This is a genomic window from Acuticoccus sp. I52.16.1 (assembly GCF_022865125.1).
Lineage (GTDB): Bacteria > Pseudomonadota > Alphaproteobacteria > Rhizobiales > Amorphaceae > Acuticoccus.
Window position 1 is genome coordinate 4,610,358 of sequence record NZ_CP094828.1, and the last position, 17,132, is coordinate 4,627,489.

The 17,132-nt window shown below is 70.0% G+C and carries 14 protein-coding genes and 1 tRNA gene; 5 read left to right on the plus strand and 10 right to left on the minus strand.

The genetic code is table 11. The features are described 5' to 3' along the window. Positions 1 to 22: 22 nt before the first annotated feature. Both MRB58_RS20775 and MRB58_RS20780 read right to left on the minus strand, forming a co-directional pair. Positions 23 to 2,446, minus strand: coding sequence for a cellulase family glycosylhydrolase (locus MRB58_RS20775; protein WP_244778987.1), 2,424 nt, complete (start codon positions 2,444 to 2,446; stop codon positions 23 to 25). Between the two features lie 399 nt (positions 2,447 to 2,845). Continuing rightward, positions 2,846 to 4,186 (minus strand): hypothetical protein, encoded by a 1,341-nt coding sequence (locus tag MRB58_RS20780; protein ID WP_244778988.1) that lies wholly within the window; start codon positions 4,184 to 4,186, stop codon positions 2,846 to 2,848. A 343-nt stretch (positions 4,187 to 4,529) separates the two neighbouring features. Between MRB58_RS20780 and MRB58_RS20785 the strand changes: the two genes are divergently transcribed. From MRB58_RS20785 to MRB58_RS20805, 5 genes are all read left to right on the plus strand, one after another. Beyond that, entirely contained in the window at positions 4,530 to 5,240 is a 711-nt protein-coding gene (locus MRB58_RS20785) for a gamma-glutamylcyclotransferase (RefSeq protein WP_244778989.1), read from the plus strand. Positions 5,241 to 5,705: 465 nt separating this feature from the next. Then, the gene (locus tag MRB58_RS20790; protein ID WP_244778990.1) at positions 5,706 to 6,686 is read left to right on the plus strand and encodes a TRAP transporter substrate-binding protein; all 981 of its coding nucleotides are present in this window, start codon (positions 5,706 to 5,708) and stop codon (positions 6,684 to 6,686) included. A gap of 86 nt (positions 6,687 to 6,772) precedes the next feature. Beyond that, a complete protein-coding gene (locus MRB58_RS20795; RefSeq protein ID WP_244778991.1) occupies positions 6,773 to 7,312 on the plus strand; it encodes a TRAP transporter small permease in 540 nt (179 codons plus the stop codon). Positions 7,313 to 7,322: 10 nt separating this feature from the next. Beyond that, on the plus strand, positions 7,323 to 8,627 hold the full coding sequence (locus tag MRB58_RS20800; RefSeq protein WP_244778992.1) for a TRAP transporter large permease: 1,305 nt from the start codon (positions 7,323 to 7,325) through the stop codon (positions 8,625 to 8,627). A gap of 64 nt (positions 8,628 to 8,691) precedes the next feature. Next, positions 8,692 to 9,336 carry a GAF domain-containing protein gene (locus tag MRB58_RS20805; protein WP_244778993.1) on the plus strand — a complete coding sequence of 215 codons (645 nt, stop codon included), beginning with the start codon at positions 8,692 to 8,694 and terminating at the stop codon, positions 9,334 to 9,336. 109 nt (positions 9,337 to 9,445) lie between these two features. On the opposite strand, the gene MRB58_RS20810 is transcribed toward MRB58_RS20805, so the two are convergent. The 8 genes from MRB58_RS20810 to MRB58_RS20845 all read right to left on the minus strand — a co-directional run bounded on the left by MRB58_RS20810 (position 9,446) and on the right by MRB58_RS20845 (position 17,131). Then, a tRNA-Ser gene (locus tag MRB58_RS20810) sits at positions 9,446 to 9,538 on the minus strand. 173 nt (positions 9,539 to 9,711) lie between these two features. Further along, positions 9,712 to 11,142, minus strand: a complete 1,431-nt coding sequence (locus tag MRB58_RS20815; protein ID WP_371747210.1) for an NAD(P)-binding domain-containing protein — start codon at positions 11,140 to 11,142, stop codon at positions 9,712 to 9,714. After that, the gene (locus MRB58_RS20820) at positions 11,139 to 12,455 is read right to left on the minus strand and encodes a TRAP transporter large permease (RefSeq protein WP_244778995.1); all 1,317 of its coding nucleotides are present in this window, start codon (positions 12,453 to 12,455) and stop codon (positions 11,139 to 11,141) included. The genes MRB58_RS20815 and MRB58_RS20820 overlap by 4 nt, the downstream gene beginning before the upstream one ends. Continuing rightward, positions 12,452 to 12,961 carry a TRAP transporter small permease gene (locus MRB58_RS20825; protein WP_244778996.1) on the minus strand — a complete coding sequence of 170 codons (510 nt, stop codon included), beginning with the start codon at positions 12,959 to 12,961 and terminating at the stop codon, positions 12,452 to 12,454. Before MRB58_RS20825 ends, MRB58_RS20820 begins: the two co-directional genes overlap by 4 nt. A 1-nt stretch (position 12,962) precedes the next feature. Beyond that, the gene (locus tag MRB58_RS20830) at positions 12,963 to 13,976 is read right to left on the minus strand and encodes a TRAP transporter substrate-binding protein (RefSeq protein WP_244778997.1); all 1,014 of its coding nucleotides are present in this window, start codon (positions 13,974 to 13,976) and stop codon (positions 12,963 to 12,965) included. Positions 13,977 to 14,078: 102 nt separating this feature from the next. Further along, the gene (locus tag MRB58_RS20835; RefSeq protein ID WP_244778998.1) at positions 14,079 to 15,053 is read right to left on the minus strand and encodes an NAD(P)-dependent oxidoreductase; all 975 of its coding nucleotides are present in this window, start codon (positions 15,051 to 15,053) and stop codon (positions 14,079 to 14,081) included. A gap of 210 nt (positions 15,054 to 15,263) precedes the next feature. Further along, positions 15,264 to 16,538, minus strand: a complete 1,275-nt coding sequence (locus tag MRB58_RS20840) for a TRAP transporter large permease (RefSeq protein WP_244778999.1) — start codon at positions 16,536 to 16,538, stop codon at positions 15,264 to 15,266. Next, positions 16,535 to 17,131 (minus strand): TRAP transporter small permease subunit, encoded by a 597-nt coding sequence (locus MRB58_RS20845; protein ID WP_244779000.1) that lies wholly within the window; start codon positions 17,129 to 17,131, stop codon positions 16,535 to 16,537. Before MRB58_RS20845 ends, MRB58_RS20840 begins: the two co-directional genes overlap by 4 nt. Between the last annotated feature and the right edge of the window lies 1 nt (position 17,132).

Genomic DNA, 17,132 nt, shown 5'->3' on the forward strand with positions numbered 1-17,132 from the left:
CGCGCCGGCTGCGGGGTGAGGGCTACAGCAGGATTTCGAAATCGGCCGCGCTCAGCCATGCGGCCTCGTCGATCCCGCCGTGGGCGACGATGAAGCCGATCGAGATCGACTGGTCCGGCGCGATCCGGGCGTTCCAGCCGAGGTCCTCGACCGTCATCGCGGTGCCCGACTGGGACAGGATCTCGGCGCCCCACAGATTGTTGACGGCGGACGGGCCGTTGAAGGCGAGGGTCCAGCCGTCGACCATGTGGTCGCCGGTGTTGGTCAGCGTGATGGAGACCTGGGCGCCGGAGCCCCAATCGTTGACGACCGCGCCGCTCACGACGACGCCTTCCTCGGGCTCGGGCTCGGGCTCGGGCTCGGGCTCGGGCTCAGGCTGGTCGGCGTCGGTGATGGTGATGCGGACCTGCGGGGTGTCGACGGGGACGTCGTCCGACGTGAGGAAGGCCGTGAAGGTCTCGGTCGGCTCCGGCACATCGTCGTCGACGAGACCGATCGTCAGCGTCGCGGTGGTCTCGCCGGGCGCGAACAGGATGCTGCCGCTGTCGGCCACGAAGTCGGCGCCGGCGGCGGCGGTGCCTTCGGCGGTGGCGTAGGCGACCTCGACCGGGGCGTCGGAGGCCTCGGTCAGGGTGAGGGTCAACGTCGCTTCGCCGTCCGCCTCGTCGACGGTGACGTCGCTCGCGGCGAGGTGCGGGGTGAGGGGGGCGGTGCCGTCGTCGTCGTCGGTGATGGTGCCGGTCGCCTGCGCGCTCCCGTCGGGGCCGGTCACGTCGAGGATGACGGTTTCGTCGCCCTCGGCCAGGCGGTCGGGCAGGACCGACACGGTGACGGTCTTCGTCGTCTCGCCGCGGTCGAAGGTGAGCGTGCCGGTGGTGGCGACGTAGTCCTCGCCGGCGGTCGCCGAACCGTCGCGCGTGGCGTAGGCCACCTGCGTCGCGGTGGTGGCCGGGGCGGAGAGCGTGACCTCGAAGGTGATCACGTTGCCGCTGCCGCCGACGGCGTCCGGCCCTTCGAGGAGGGGGTCGAGGAGGTCGAGCGCGTCGGTGCGCAGGGTGCGCCAGTCGTTCTCCAGGATGCCGCCGGTGTCGCCGGAGTTGGGGTTCCACGACCACCAGGCGAAGTTCATCGCCGAGGCGCCGGGGTCGATCGTGCCGTCACCGTCGTAGTCGCCACCGAGGTAGGCGACGATCGCGTCGGCCCAGGCGCGGTCCACCGCCGTCTCCAGGCGGCTGCCGAATTCGCCGACGAGGATCGGTGCGATGTTCTCCTCGTGGATGAAGCCCCAGTTGTCGCGGAAGACCTCGGTGAGGTCGCTGCCGTCGAAGAACCAGGGCTGGGCGTAGACCGAGGCCGGGTAATCATGCGGCGAATAGACGAGCTTGTCGTCCATCGACAGGACGATGGGACGGTCGGCGACGCCCTTGAGGCTGCCGCCCCACCAGTAGTTGTCGCCCTGGTAGCCGGCGACACCCTCGACCAGGATCAGCCAGTCCGGCGCCTCTGCGAGGACGGCGTTGCCGGCCCGCTCGGCGGCGCTCGCCCAGCTGTTCCAGTCCGCGCCGTGCGGCTCGTTGACGAGGTCGGCGCCGATGATGGCCGGACTGTCGCCATAGCGGTCGGCGAGGAGCTCCCAGGCGTCGATCCAGTCGGCCTCGGTGTAGCCGCCGTCGTACCACAGGCCGTTGGGATTGGGCCCGTCGCCCGCGGCGGAGCGGTGATTGTCGAGAATGATGCCGAGGCCGATCTCTTCGGCATAGGCGACGATCTCGTCGAGGATTTGCAGCGGGGTGAGGCCGGAGAGGTCGGGGTTTTGACTGAAGTCGATGCCGTTGGGGGTGCCGGGGTCGAGCACGGCCTGGAGCGAGAAGGGCAGGCGAATGGCGTTGAAGCTCGCCGCCTTGATCTCGTCCATCATGTCTTGCCAGTTGCGCGTCCACAGGCCGTGGGGTGCGAACGTGGTCGTCTCCAGGCCGAACCAGTTGACCGCCTCGATCTGCACCGGATCGCCCGCCGCATCGAGGATCTGGTTCCCGGAGGTGGTGAGCGGGCCCAGCACCGAGCCGGATCCGGCGGGCGGCGTGGCATCGTCCGGATCGCCTTCGAGGGCGGCGGCGGGGGCGACGGAGACATCGACCGCCGCGGGCGGCTCGCCCCCGGTCTCGTCGAACGTGAGACTGCCGGGCGAGCCGGTGCCCTGGAAGCCGAAGTGGACCGTGCTCCCGGCCGTCACCGCCGCGTTGTAGCTCATGTTCTCGATGACGTAGGTGTCACCGGTGTGGCTGACGATCCGCGCGTTCCAGATATTGACGATGTCGCCCTCGAACGTGAATTCGAGCCGCCATCCGCTGACGGTCGCTGTCGGTGTGAAGGTGACGTTGCTGGTGAACCCGCTGTTCCACTGTGAGGCGACAGATGCGTTGACGGTTCCGGGGGTGGTGGCCATGGGTTTCGTCCTGCAGTCCAAGATCATATCGGGAGTCGCGGATGGTCCGCGAAAATGACGTCAGACGTTAGGGCCAAGGCGCCGCCAATGCACATTAAATATTAGAGATTTCGTCGATTTCCTTCGCGAATACGCATTCGGTTAAGTGAAAACTATTAAGGCGATCCGATCAAGAATGAGAATGACTAGACGAGACCTGAACGTGTCAAAAACGAGGCGGAAATGTTGCTGTGCGCGTAGATCGCGGGCGACGACAGAGGTGGCCCGGCCGACTGCATTTTGCTGACACTGGCACGCAACGATGCGTCCGCCCGGCGGGGCGGCGCGTTACAGATCTGTCCGGCGAGATGTTGTCGCGGCGCGTGGCGGGCGGCTGCTCGGCCGCTCGCCCGTGCGGTCTCAGCCGATGAGGTAGGCGTAGACCAGCACCCAGACCGAGAGGGCGAGGCCGCACAACAGGGTGTAGAGGCCGTTCCAGCGCAGGCCGACGTGCCACGCGCTCTTGCCCGCGAACGAGCCGGTGAGCAGCGTCGTGGCCGTGAACGGCGAGTTGGAGCCAGACAGCGCCCAGCCGGCCGTCACCGCCACCTGGATAGCCGTCGGCGAGACGCCCATGGCCGTGGCGGCCGGCAGCAGCGGGAGGATCATCGAGGCGGTCAGGATGGGGTTCATCGCGATCTGCCCGGCGAACGAGAAGACCCAGACGAGGCCCACCAGGATCACCGCGGTCGGCACCTGCGACAGGTCCAGCCCGGCCGCCGCCAGCCACTCCGCCACCAGCGTGGAGCCGACGGTGCCGATATAGGCCGCCATCGACAGCAGCGTGATCTCGCCACGATAGGCGAGAAGGTCGCGCCGCATATAATTGAGCGCGCGCGTCCTGAGGTAGGCGAGGCGGCGGCCCGGCTCGCCCTGCGCATAGACCCACCCGGCCGACACGAACGGCACCACCGAGGCGACGACGCCCACCGTGCGCACGCCGCTCAGCATCTGCAACGTCGCCACCAAGGCGAAGAGGGCGCCCAGGAGCAGCGCCAGCGGGCGCAGCGCCCCCCAGCCCTGGTCGCTCTCCACCCGCTGCGGCGCCCGCCGCACGCGCGGCTTGAACAGCGTGTCGAGGGCGTAGCCGATCCCCACCAGCAGGAGGCCCGAGACGAAGCTCGGCACCACCAGCGCCGACAACGACGTCCCCGGCAAGAGCGAGGTGGAGATGGCGACGGCGAACGAGAGCGGCGACCACGGCAGCGTCGCCACCAGCGCCCGTTGCACCGCCAGCAGCATTCGGCGCATCCGGATGGCGCGGATCTCGGGGTCGGCCTCCTCGCGCGCGCTGCTGGCGGCGAGGCTGCCGAGGAGGGCGATGGCGCCATAGTTGAGGAGCAGCGAGAAGAGCTGGCCACCGACCGACAGCGCCGCATAGCGCCGCCCCGGCGGCTGGTTGGCGAGGAAGCGCCCGCAGGCGGCGATCGCCGGGGACGTCTGCGCCGCATGCCGCAGCGTCGTCAGCGCCGAGAAGAAGGCCGTGACGAAGGCGGCCACGAAGAGGCCGTGAACGGTCTGCGCCACCCAATCGTCGTGGACGGCGGCCTGCACCACGGTGATGAGCACCGCGACGAGGACGAACATGCGCCGCGCGTTCGGTACCACCAGCGCCAGCAGCGCGATGACCGCGACCATCAGCAACGGCACCAGCGCGTTGAGCGCGTCCGGTCCGCCCCACTCGTCCAGGACGACGCACACGGTCAGGATGACGAGGAGGGCGCCGAGCGTGACGGCGATCCACCCGCCGGGTGCCGGTGGGCTGGCGGGCGCGGGTGCTGCGGGGTGCTGCGTCAGGTGAGAGCCGATTGTTGCGTGGCCGCCTCGCGGCGGGCGGCGGATATGACGGGGACGCGGCGAGGAGAACCCGCGGCCACGAATCAGGATCGGACGAAGCCGCCGGCGCGTCAACGAGCCGAGGCGCAGCGCAGCTGTGCCGGCGACGCATGCTCGTGGATGTCGCGCTCGGGCGCGGGGCATGGCCAAATCGGTGCGATCGGCCCAAAAGGTCGATCTGGGGGCATGATGAAAAAGGGAGCGGCGCATGCACCGTGGGGGCTTCGACGGCGACGGGATCCCGCCGCTGACGTTGACACGAGAACTGGTGGGGCGGCTGCCCGGCCGGGTGGACGGCGACGCACCGCATCCCGTTCCGCGACCCGGCGAGGCCTATTTCGAGCGCACCGCCGCGGCCATTCTCGCCGCCAAGCGTCCGAACGCGCCGCTGTGGGTGTTCGCCATCGGCTCGCTGATCTGGAACCCGCGGTTCGAGGTGGGGGAGGCGCGCCCGGCCTTCGTAAAGGGCTGGCACCGGTCCTTCTGCCTGGGGCCGACGCTGTGGCGGCGCGGCAATCCCGAGGCGCCGGGGCGGATGCTGTCGCTGGACCGAGGCGGCGAATGCTGGGGGATCGCGCTGCGCATGGCCTCGGCCGATCCCGCCGCCGCGCTGACCGCCCTGCTGAAGACCGAGCCGCCGGTCCCGCCCACCTGGGTCGTCGCCGAGACCGGCGACGGTCCGGTGGACGCCATCGCCTTTACCGCCGACGCCGACTATCCGCTCTATTCGCAGGAGCCGCACGAGGACGAGCTGGCCGATATCCTGGCCCGCGCCGTCGGCTCGGTGGGGACGATGGCGGAGTATATCCTCAACACGGTGGAGGAGCTGGAGAGGGCGGGCGTCTACGACCCCCATCTGTGGCGCATCCAGGCGCTCGTGGCCGAACGGCTGCTGGCGATGGGCGACCGCCCCGCCTGAGCGCCCCTTCCGGCCCCTCGTTTCGAGCCCCTCGTTTCGAGCCCCTCGTATCGGGGCGCGCGTTTCGGGCGGTGCGATGCCCCGCGGCCGATCGCGCTGGCGCTACCGTGTCGCACCCCGCGCTCGCCGGTGCGCTATGGCACAGTAATTGCTTACTTACATCGTGCATGCCGCGCCTGCGGCGCATCGTTTCCCCGGCTCCGATCGTGTGTGATCGTGGGCCGTTCCACCGGTATCGACCCGCCCGGTCGCCTGCGGTGCGACAGACCCGTGCGGACGCGCCGACGACCGGCGCGCCCCTCTCCGGGTCCGCGCGGAGGCGGCGGCGGGCGGAACCGGCCGGGCGGCTCGCGGTCCGGCATGGTACAGGGGATAGGTGCGGCCGGCAGGCGCGTCGACGCCGATCGATCGCTAGGATGGTGGGCCGCCCGGATGCGGGACCGGCGCCTCGGAAAAGGAAAGACAATGATGTTCAAAGCACCGCTCGGGACGGCCGTCGCCGCCATAGCGCTGAGCGCCGCCTTCGCCGGCAGCGCGGCCGTGGCGCAGACCAAGTGGGACATGGCCACCCCATACCCGGACGCCGAGTTCCACGAGAAGAACATTAAGCAGTTCGCCGAGGACGTCGCCACGGCGACCGACGGGAACGTCGCCATCACCGTCCACACCGGTTCGTCGCTGTTCAAGTCGCCCGAGATCAAGCGCTCGGTCGAGAACCAGCTCATCCAGGGCGGCGAGATCCTGATGGCGAACCTCTACAACGAGGACCCCATCTTCGGTGCCGACAATCTGCCCTTCGTCGCCACCACCTACGACGAAGCCAAGGCCGTGTGGGACGTGCAGAAGCCGATCGTCGAGCAGCTGCTGGCGGACGACGGGCTGACGCTGCTCTATGCCGTGCCGTGGCCGGGTCAGGGCTTCTATCTGAAGGAAGAGATCGAGAGCGCCGACGACCTCCAGGGTGTGCGCTTCCGCACCTACAACGCCGGCACCTCGCGCATGGCCGAGCTTCTCGGCATGGTGCCGACCGCGGTCGAGGCGGTGGAGATCCCGCAGGCCTTCTCGACCGGCATCGTCGACGGCATGGTCACCTCCGCCGCCACCGGCGCGCGCACCAAGGCGTGGGACTTCACCGGCAACTTCTACGACTTCCGTGCCTGGCTGCCGAAGATCGTCGTCTTCGTGAATACGTCCGCCTTCGAGTCGCTCGGCGAGGACGAGCAGGCCGCCATGATGGAAGCCGCCGCCGAGGCCGAGACCCGCGGCTGGAAGTGGAGCGAGGAGGAGAGCGATTCGGCCGTCGAGATCCTCGCCGAGCACATGACCATCCACAAGCCGAGCGAGGCGCTGACCGAGGGCCTCGCCGCGATCGGCGCGACGATGGCCGAAGAATGGGCCGCCGAAGCCGGCGACAACGGCAAGGCCGTGCTCGACGCGCTGAAGTAGGATCGTCGACGGTGCCCCGCGCGCCGTCCCTTCGGACCGTCGGCCGGCCCCCGCCGGCCGACACCATTTTCGGAGTAAGTTGAGAGATGCTGACGCGCGCGCTCGATCTCTTCTACAGAGCCGCCGGCGCCCTCGCCGGGGTATTCCTCGTGGCGATCGCGGTGGTCGTCACCGCGCAGATCGTCGCGCGCCTGATGGGCAGGATCGTCCCCTCGGCGGATGAGTTCGGCGGCTTCTGCCTCGCCGCGACGTCCTTCCTGGGCCTCGCCTACGCCTTCCGCGACGGCAGCCACATCCGCGTCACGCTCCTCGTTCACCACACCAAAGGGTGGCTGCGGCAGGGATTGACGATCCTCGCCCTCGCCATCGCCACCGCGATCACGTCGATCTTCGCCTGGCACACGGCGAAGATGGCGTTGCAGAGTTTCACCCGCAACGAGGTTACCGCCGGGCTGGTGCCGTTGCCGCTATGGCTGCCGCAGCTCGCCATGGCGGTCGGCGTCGTCCTCTTCGCGCTGGCGGTCTTCGAAGACCTGGTGCGCGCGCTGCTGGGCCGCGACCCCGTCTTCGCGTCCGGCGAGCATGACCCGCGCGGTACCGAAAACCCCGCCGCCGACACGCACTGAAGACGCCATCATGGATCCCATTCTCGTTTCCGTCCTCCTGATCGTCCTGATGCTGGTGTTCCTGGCGCTGGGCGTGTGGGTGGCGCTCACCCTCATGATCGTCGGCTATCTCGGCATCGCGCTGTTCTCCGGCGCGCCGCCGGGGGCCATCATGGCGATGACGATCTGGGGCCAGTCCTGGTCCTGGGCGCTGACGGCGCTGCCGCTCTTCATCTGGATGGGCGAGATCCTCTACCGCTCCAAGCTGGCGTCGGAGATGTTCCGGGGCCTGGCGCCCTGGCTGGCGCCGTTGCCGGGCCGGCTGCTCCACGTCAACATCGCGAGCTGCGGCCTCTTCGCGGCGGTGTCCGGCTCGTCGGCGGCGACGACGGCCACCATCGGCCGCATCACCATTCCGGAGCTGACCAAGCGCAACTACGACCCCGTCGCGGTCATCGGCACCCTGGCCGGTTCGGCGACGCTCGGCTTCCTCATCCCGCCGTCGATCATCCTCATCGTCTACGGTGTCGCCGCCGACGTCTCGATCTCGCGGCTCTTCATCGCCGGCATCGTTCCGGGACTGATGCTGGTGGCGCTGTTCATGGGCTGGGTCGTCGTCTGGTCCTTGCTCAACAAGGACCGCGTGCCGCCGGCCGAGCCGACCATGCCCCTCGGCCAGCGCATCAGAGCGACCGCCGGACTGATCCCGATCCTCGGCCTGATCGTGTGCGTCATCGGCTCGATCTACGCCGGCATCGCGACGGCGACCGAGGCGGCGGCGGTCGGCGTCATCGGCGCGCTCGTGCTGTCGCTCCTGTCGGGATCGCTGACGTGGACCTCGCTGAAGGACAGCATCGCCGGCGCCACCAAGACCACCTGCATGGTCACGCTCATCCTGGCGGGCGCGGCGTTCCTGTCGGTCTCGATGGGGTTCACCGGCATCCCGCGTCAGCTGGCCGCCTGGGTCGGCTCCTACGACCTCAGCCAGACCGAGCTTCTGCTGGCGCTGACGCTGCTCTTCGTGGTGATGGGCTGCTTCCTCGACGGCATCTCCATCGTGGTACTGACGGCCTCGGTCATCATGCCCATGGTGCAGGCGGCGGGGGTCGACCTCATCTGGTTCGGCATCTACCTCGTCATCGTCATCGAGATGAGCCAGATCACGCCGCCGGTGGGCATCAACCTCTTCATCCTCCAATCGATGACCGGGCGGGACCTGTTGTTCGTGGCCAAGGCCGCGTTCCCGTTCTTCCTCCTGCTGATCCTGGCGACGGCGCTGCTGATCGCGGTGCCGGGCATCGCGACGCTGCTGCCGTCGTTGATGTCGGCCGGCTGACCGGCCGCGACCGCGCGGCGATGTTGCCGCGCGGACCATTCACGCCCCACCTGGACGCCCCGCCATGACCAGCCCCGCCATGACTAGCCCCGCCTCATCCGGCCCCGCGACGACCCGCCCGGCCGACTTCCACACCCGTGCCGTCGACGCGCTGCACGCCGCGATCCTCGCCAGCCGCGCCGAGAGCGACCCGGAGGATGCCGTCCGGCACTTCACGCGAGCCACGCGCGCGCTCCTCGGCAAGCCCGGCGCGGCGGAGGCTCCCGGCGCCCTGAAGCCGGGCGAGACGCAATTCATCGTCTCGGGCTGCTTCTTCATCACCCCCCTGCGCGACAGCATGATCCTCCTCGCCGATCACGGTTTCCCCGCCGCGCAGCGCCACGCGCGCATCAGCGTGACCGACAGTCGCCCCGGCCACGCCGTGCAGACCAAGACCCCGGCGGTGGTCCCCAATACCGACGTCGACCCGATCTTCCGCCAGATCCTCAGCTCCGGCGTGGTCGGTTGCTCGGTCTATGTGCCGGTGTTCTGGGGAGACGAGGTGGTGGGGATGTTCAATACCGCCGCCCAGGCCCGGTACATGTACGACGAGACGGACCTCGCCGTGCAGGTGCTGTTCGCCAACGCCGCCATCGGCGCCTGGATCGCCAAAGGCGGGCCCGACAAGTTGGCCCGCCTCGCCGCGGAACTCGGCCCGTTCACGGGCTGACGGCGGCCGCCGCCGACGACCCGGCGACTTCGAGCCGATGCCGTAACGACCCGGCAGCGCAGCTGCGGACCGAGCATGGGACGAAGACGATATGGCGGGTGGGGGAGGCTGGCGGAGCCGGAGGGATTCGAACCCTCGAAACGGGTTGACCCCGTTTAACGGTTTAGCAAACCGCCGGTTTCAGCCACTCACCCACGGCTCCGCGTTGAAAACGTCGTTGATTGCTACGGGGCAGTCCCGGCGCGGCAAGGTCCGGGTCCGGCGCAATCGCCGCTTTCAGTGTGGTCGGTACCATGGCGGTGCCCCACAGACAAGATCGCTCGCCCATCCCACCGCAGTGCCCACAGTCCTCTCGCAGTCGGGACGGCATCGGGCTCAGCCGCCGCCATGGTGGACGATGTCCTCCTCCGGCACCACCGCCTGCGGGACGTCGTAGGCCAGCAGCCGCTCGTAGAAGGCCGGCACGTCCTCGCGGAAAAGGCCCTCGGTGACGCCGGCGACCAGGCGCGGCACGGCGGTCGTCATCGCGTTGATCGAAGAGCCGGACGGGCCGAAGCTCATCGTCGAGGCGATGGCGAAGAGGTGGATGCGCCTGATCCAGGGGGTCTCGCCGGGGCGCTTCTCCTCGAGGGCGAACCCGCCGCTGAGGTAAGGGTAGCGACCCAGGCGCGGGTCCGCCTCCTCGGGCGGGGGGGCGTAGCGATCGCCCCAGGTGGCGATGTTGTGGCCGAACCGGGCGAGTTCTGGCCGCGCGGCGAAGTCCATGTCGATACCCGTGCCGGCGATCACGTAGTCCCCCCTCATCCGCCCGCGCGGCGTCTCGATGACGACCCCGTCACCCTCCGCCGCGACCGACAGCCAGGGGGCGCCCGCATGCAGCGTGAAGCTGTCATGGCGGGCGCAGCGGTCGTAGGTGTGCTGGGGGAAGCCCTCGCGCAGCGACAGGACGTGGCGCATGATCCGCCAGCGCCATGCGTCGTCGAGGTCGGCGAGGTGGCGCAAGAAGCCGCGGAAGGTGATCGCGCGGTAGGGTTGGATCACCTGCACGGCGTCGCGTCTGGTGAAGAGGTGGACCCTCGCGCCCGCCTCCAGCGCCGTCGCCGCATTGTCGAACGCCGAGGCGCCGGCGCCGAGCACCAGCACCGTCTTGCCGGCGAGGGCGGCGAAGTCGATCTCTTCGCAGGTGTGGGCACGCAGGTCCGTCGGCAGGGCGTCCACCGCGGGCGGCAGGGTCCAGCGCCCGCCGCTTTCCTGTCCCGTCGCCAGCACGATGCGTCGGGCGTAGAGGTCCCTTTCGGCGCCGCCCTGGCGCACGGTGGCGCGCAGCAGCGCCCCCGCCTCGGCGATGCCGATCAGCTCCACCCCGTTGGCGACGCGGGTGCCCGTCACGGCCCGCACCCAGTCGAGGTAGTCGGCCCAGTCCTCGCGGCCGATGAGGTCGAGCGCGGCCCAGTGCGCGGCGCCGTAACGGGCGGTGTGCCACGCCTCGTAGGTGAGGCTCGGAATGTCGAGGTCGGGACCGGTATAGTCCTTGGGGCTGCGCAGGGTGGGCATGCGCGCATAGGTCCGCCACGGACCCTCGCGCCCCTCGGGCGCCTTGTCGATCACCAAGACGTTGTCGACCCGCTCGCGCTTCAGCCCGAAGGCGGCCGCGATGCCGCCCTGGCCGGCGCCGACGATCAGCACGTCGAGCGTATCGCTGCCGTCGGGCGCGCGCCGGGGCGTCAGCCACGCCTGGCGCGGGTGGGCGATGCGGGCGAGATCGCGGCGCACGTCCTCTTCCAAGCGGGCGAGGGTGTCCATCACCACAGCCCCGGCAGCCAGAGGGAGAGGCCGGGAAAGGCGACCAAGAGCACCAGGCGCAGCGCGTCGGAGATGCAGAACCCGGCGACGCCCTTGTAGGTCTCGCCGAGCGGCACCTCGCGCGCCAGACCGTTGATGACGAAGAGATTGAGCCCAAAGGGCGGCGATATCATGCCCACCTCGACTGCGACGAGAACTAGGATGCCGAACCAGACGAGGACCTGGGAGGGGTCCATGCCGAGGTCCAGCGTGAGAATCACCGGCACGAACACCGGAAGCGTGAGGAGGACCATCGCCAACGATTCCATCGCGCACCCCAGGACGAGGTAGACGGCGATGATGATGGCGACCACCGCGATCGGCGGCAGCGGCAGCGCGGCCACCTCGCGCGACAGCTCCTGCGGCATCTGGGACAGCGCCAGCGCCGCCGAGAACAGCTCCGCCCCCAGCAGGATGAGGAAGACCATCGCCGTGATCTCGGCGGTGGAGCGCAGCGCGTCGAGAAAGTCCTTCAGCCCCAGCCCCCCGGAGGCGAACGCCAGGACGCCCACCGCCGCGGCGCCTACCGCCGCGCCCTCCGTGGGCGAAAACCAGCCGAAGTTGATGCCGCACACCACCAGCAGAAAGACGCCGAGCGCCGGCCACACCGTGCGCAGGCGCGCCAGCCGATCGTTCCACCCGGCGCGCTCGGCGCGCGGCGCGGCACCGGGCGCGACGAGGGTGTAGACCTGGATCACCGCGACATAGCCGAGCGCCGCCAGCAGTCCCGGAATCGCCGCCGCGAAGAACAGCGCGCCGATCGATTGCTCGGTGTAGATGGCATAGATCACCAGGATGACCGACGGCGGGATCAGGATCCCCAGCGTGCCGCCGGCGGCGAGTGTCCCGGTCATCAGCGCGCCGGAGTAGCCGCCGGCACGCATCTCGGGTTCGGCGACCTTCGTCATGGTGGCGACGGTGGCGAGCGAGGAGCCGCAGATCGCTCCGAACGCGGCGCAGCCCAGAATGGTCGCGACGCCCAGCCCACCGCGCCTGTGCCCCACGAACGCCCGCGCGGCCCGGAAGAGCGCGGCCGACATGCCGCCTTTGGTGGCCAGCTCCCCCATCAGCAGGAAAAACGGGATGACGCAGAGCGTGTAGTTGGAGAAGCGACTGAAGGTGAGGGATTTCAGCGTGTTGAGCATCGGCCACCAGCCGACGAGCGCGGCGTAGCCCAGCCCGCCGACCAGCAACATCGCGACCCCCACCGGCATCCGCAGCATGATGAGGAGCACGGCGCCGGCGAACATGGCGACGCCGATATCGAATGAATTCATTGGATCTCGTCGGTGGCGATCTGGTGGGCGGAGCGGAGCGCCGGGCCCCGTGCGGCGGAGACGGCGCTCGCCGCGCACACCAGCGACCACAGCACCATCGCCAGCGCCGCCGGCGCGTAGCCCCACCATTGGGGAATGAGCAGGAACATCGAGGTCCGGCCGCGCGCATGCGCGTCGATCCCGCCGACGATCAGCCGCCAGGCGAGGACGGCGACGACCACCGTGAACGCGATCTCCATCACGCAGTCGAGCGCGGCTCTGACCCTCGCTGGGGCGCGGGCGGTGAAGAAGTCGACCATCACGTTGGCGCCGCGGACCTGGCACCAGGGCAGGAAGAAGGCGATCGCGACGCCGACCAGCATCTCGACGATCTCGTTGTGGCCGAGGATCGGGCTGCCGAGGCGGGCCGCCACCACCGCGACCACGGTCACGAGGATCGCCACCACCACGACGAGCCCGCCGGCGACGGCGAACCCCTCGGACACGGCGGCCAGCGCGCGGCGCATCTTATTGCCGTCCGTACTTCGCCGTGATCTCGAGGAGCGAGGCGAGGAGGGCGTCACCGTCGTAGCCGCGCGAGGTCATCTCGTCGGCCCACATCTGGTAGACGGGTTTCACCGTCTCCTTCCACTTGGCGAGCTCCTCGGGCGACAGCGTGACGATCTCGTCCCCCACTTCGACCGCGACGTCCCGCGCCGGCTTGGTCTGGCTGTCCCAGACGACGCCCATCTTCTTGGCGTATTCGGACCCCGAGTTGGCGTCGATGACGGCCTTCAGGTCGTCCGGCATCGCGTCGTAGGTCTCCTGGCGCATCAGCGTCATCAGCATGGTCTGGTAGAGCGGGGGCTCGGTGTGGCAGTCGGTCACCTCGGTGAACTTGAACGGCTTGGTGATGGCCCAGTTGATGAGCATCCCGTCGACCTGGCCCCGCGCCAGCGCCTCGTAGACGCCCGGCAGCGCGATGCCGACCGGGGTGCCGCCGAGCGCCTTCACCGCCTCGCCGATATATTTGCCCGACACGCGAACCTGCTTGCCTTCGAGGTCGGCCATGGTCTCGACGCAGTCGCCCGCCATGTGGAAGAGGGCGCCGTCGGTGGCGTGGACGGCGATCACCTTGATCCCCTCCATTTCCTTGGCGAGGTTGGTCTCGATGAACTCCATGGCCGCGGGGCTCATGGTGGCGGACTCGCCGGTGTGCATGAACGGCAGCTCCAGGCCCTGGGTGCCGGTGAAACGGCCGGGGGTGAAGCCGGCGACGGTCCAGATCATGTCGACCACACCGTCTTCGAGCTGCTGCACCAGATCCGAGGCCGCGCCACCGAGCTGCATCGCGGGGTAGACCTGGACGTCGATGCGCCCGTCCGATTCGGCCTCCACCGTCTCGGCCCAACGGTCCAGGTGCTCGGTATGGTCGAGCGAGGTGGGCGAAGAGAAGGAGTGGAGCCGGATCGTCACCTCCTGCGCCATGGCGGGGGCGGCGAAGGCGACGAGCGCCGTGGCGAGAAGGGCGGCTTTGCGCATGGGATCTCCTGAATGGGCTGCGATCCGATCTGCAATTGGCATGCCATTCCGCCCGCCCGTCCCCGACCTCGTTCCGGTCCCGATGCGCCCCGCGAGCCCGCCTCAGCCGGCCACCGCCGGGCCGAAGCGCTGCCACCAGGCCCAATAGGCCTCGGCGGCGGCCTCGCAGCCCGGGTGCGCGACGGGGGGAAGATCGTCCAGCATGCGGGTGATGACCATCGGCGCACGGTCGCGGCTCTCGGCGACGCGGACGGTGGGCGTCTCGCCGGGCCGGGCGAGGGCGGCCGTGGTGCCGGCGAGCACAGCGATGGCGTGGGCGAAGTCGAGCACGGTCCAGGTCTGGCCGGTGCTGATGTTGTAGACCGGGTGTCGCGGGCCGGTGTGCGAAAGCAGGGCGGTGATCGCGGCGCCGACGTCGGGTGCGTAGATCCAGTCGCGCACCGCGGCGCGGTCGAGCACCAGCGGCTCGCCCCGCGCGAGGGCGGACATCATGCGGAAGTGCGGGCTGAGCGTGTCGCGCACGCCGGTGTCCCGCTCCCAGGCGCCGAACACGGCCGAGAGCCGCACCACGCGCACGTCCACCGCGTAAAGCTCCCCCAGGCGCCGGGCGATCCGCTCGGAGGCGAACTTGGTGATCGAATAGAGGGCGATCGGATCGCAGGGCGTCTCTTCGGGCAGCGCATCGTGGGTGTATCCGGCCTCGCCGTAGGCCGAGCCGGACGACAGGATGACGACCCGGCGCATGCCCTCGTCGCGGGCGGCTTGCAGAGCCGGCACCAGGGAGCCGTTGTTGACCGCGAGGATGGTGGCCGGATCTCGCGCCTCGCGGGCGGCCCCCGCGGTGATCGCCGCGCCGTGGACGAGCGTGTCGCACCCCTTCGCGGCGGCGGCGACGGCGGCCGGGTCGGTCGCGTCGCCCTCGATCACGGTGAGGCGGCCGGACGAGGCGTGATGATCGGTGAAGGCGGCGGGCGGTGCGCCGCGGTCGAAGACGACGACGGACTGGCCGGACGCCATGAGCGCTTCGGCGATGTTGAGGCCGACGAAGCCGGCGCCGCCGAGGATGAGGGTGGTCAAGGACGAAATCCCGGTTGGCGAGAGGGGCGGCCAGCTTCCCGGCCGCGCGACGCGCCGTCAACTCGCTCCCGGCGCGCACCCGCTACCCGCGGCGCGGCCGTGGCACGGCACTGTCGGGGCGGCCTGCGCCCTCGAGCGCACACGTCACGGCGGGGCAGGGCACCTCGGTCTGTTCAACGCCGACGCTCGGGCCCCGCGGCGACGCCACGATCACCCCGGCAGCCAGAGGGCGATGGACGGTGCGGCGATCAACAGCCCCGCCATCGCCAGCATGACGACGACGTAGGGGAGCGTCCCCACCATCACCTCCGACAACCGGCCGCTGCGGCGCGCACCCTGGACGACGTAGAGGTTGAGCCCGACGGGCGGTGTGATGAGCGCCATCTCGATCAGCAGGATCAGGAGGATGCCGAACCATACCTTGTCGTATCCGAGTTCGGTGACGATCGGCACCACGATGGGGATCGTCGCCACCATCAGCGACAGGGTCTCGATGAAGAAGCCCAGCAGGATGTAGAGGCCGACGATCACCAGGAGCGTCGCCAGCGGGCCGAGGTCGAGCCCGCCGAGCATCGCCTGGAGCTGGCGCCCGAGGCCGGCGGAGCCGAGGCAGTAGTTGAGGAAGGAGGCGGCCGCGATCACGAAGACGAGCATCGCGGTGATGCGCACCGTGCCGACGAGCGCCTCCATCACCCAGCCCCAGCGGATGCCCGACTGCACCTGCGCGATGAGGAAGGCCATGGCGACGCCGACGGCGGCCGATTCTGTCGGCGTCGCCCACCCGGCGTAGATCGAGCCGACCACCACAACGAAGAGCACGCCGATCGGCACCAATGCGGTGAGGCCGCGCACCCGCTCGCCCCAGGTGGCCGAGCGCGAGGGGCCGCCCAGCGCCGGGCGCGCGCGGCAGATGAGAGCCGTGAGGACGACGAACCCCAGCGCCATCAGGAGCCCCGGCACGAGCCCGGCGAGGAAGAGGCGCGGGATAGAGGTCTCGGTCAGGAAGCCGTAGACGATGAGGTTGATCGACGGCGGGATCATGATGCCGAGCGTGCCGCCTGCGGCGATCGACCCGGCGAAGAGGCGCGGGTCGTAGCCGAGCTTCTCGGCCTGCGGCATCGCGACGGTGGCGACCGTGGCGGCGGTCGCGACCGACGAGCCGGACGTCGCCGAGAACATCGTCGCGGTGCCGATGTTGGCGTGGATCAGTCCGCCCGGCAGCCACGAGAGCCACGCGTCGAGCGCGCGATAGGTGCGCTCGGCGATGCCGGCCCGCACCAGGATCTCGCCCAGGAGCACGAAGAACGGGATCGCGATCAGGAGCGAGGAATTCATTGCCGACCAGACGATCTGGCCGAGCCCGCGGATGAGCGGGAAGGGCGAGCCGAAGACGTCGATCCCGAGGCCCAGGAGGAAGAGCACCACGCCGACGGGCAGCGACAGTGCCAAGAGCGCCAGGAGCCCGCCGGTGACCGCGCCGATCATGCCGTGCCCTCCAACTCGTCGGCCACCTCGTCGGTCATGCCGATGACCGCCTCGGCCGCGCCGGCCGCGCCGCGCGCCACCAGCAGCGCGCCGGCGACCAGCAGGAACAGCGCACAGGCGGCGAACCACACCCACCCGGCCAGCCAGATCGACTGCGGGATCCACAGCGGCACTTCGAGCGCGGTGTTGGAGCGACTGTCGCGGGCGATGGTCTTGGCGAGCACACTCCAGCCGTGGAACGCCACCAGCCCGGCGACGACGGCGATCGAGGCCGTCGCCAACAGGTCGAGCGCCGCGCGGCCGAGCGTCGGCAGGCGGCGGTGCAGGAGGTCGATGCGCACGTGCGCCCGCTCCAGCAGCGCGAAGGCGAACCCCCAGGCGGAGGCGCCCGCCATCACGTAGCCGCTGATCTCGTCCGTCCCACCGAGCATCCCGCGGGTCGTTGCCCGCAGCCCCACCTCGGCGAGGATGAGCGCGACGGTGAGGAGGAGGGAGAGGCCGACGACGGCGGCGACGGCGCGGTTCACCCGCGCCAGGAGGGTGACGGCTACGATGATGCCATCCCCTCCGCCGGGCGAACCGCGCGCGGCCAAC

Excerpts from the sequence above, each read along its gene's own strand:
- MRB58_RS20775 (WP_244778987.1), bottom strand. The coding sequence starts at position 2,446 with ATGGCCACCACCCCCGGAACCGTCAACGCATCTGTCGCCTCACAGTGG.
- MRB58_RS20785 (WP_244778989.1), top strand. The coding sequence starts at position 4,530 with ATGCACCGTGGGGGCTTCGACGGCGACGGGATCCCGCCGCTGACGTTG.
- MRB58_RS20840 (WP_244778999.1), bottom strand. The coding sequence starts at position 16,538 with ATGATCGGCGCGGTCACCGGCGGGCTCCTGGCGCTCTTGGCACTGTCG.
- MRB58_RS20820 (WP_244778995.1), bottom strand. The coding sequence starts at position 12,455 with ATGAATTCATTCGATATCGGCGTCGCCATGTTCGCCGGCGCCGTGCTC.
- MRB58_RS20790 (WP_244778990.1), top strand. The coding sequence starts at position 5,706 with ATGATGTTCAAAGCACCGCTCGGGACGGCCGTCGCCGCCATAGCGCTG.
- MRB58_RS20800 (WP_244778992.1), top strand. The coding sequence starts at position 7,323 with ATGGATCCCATTCTCGTTTCCGTCCTCCTGATCGTCCTGATGCTGGTG.
- MRB58_RS20830 (WP_244778997.1), bottom strand. The coding sequence starts at position 13,976 with ATGCGCAAAGCCGCCCTTCTCGCCACGGCGCTCGTCGCCTTCGCCGCC.
- MRB58_RS20805 (WP_244778993.1), top strand. The coding sequence starts at position 8,692 with ATGACCAGCCCCGCCATGACTAGCCCCGCCTCATCCGGCCCCGCGACG.
- MRB58_RS20825 (WP_244778996.1), bottom strand. The coding sequence starts at position 12,961 with ATGCGCCGCGCGCTGGCCGCCGTGTCCGAGGGGTTCGCCGTCGCCGGC.
- MRB58_RS20795 (WP_244778991.1), top strand. The coding sequence starts at position 6,773 with ATGCTGACGCGCGCGCTCGATCTCTTCTACAGAGCCGCCGGCGCCCTC.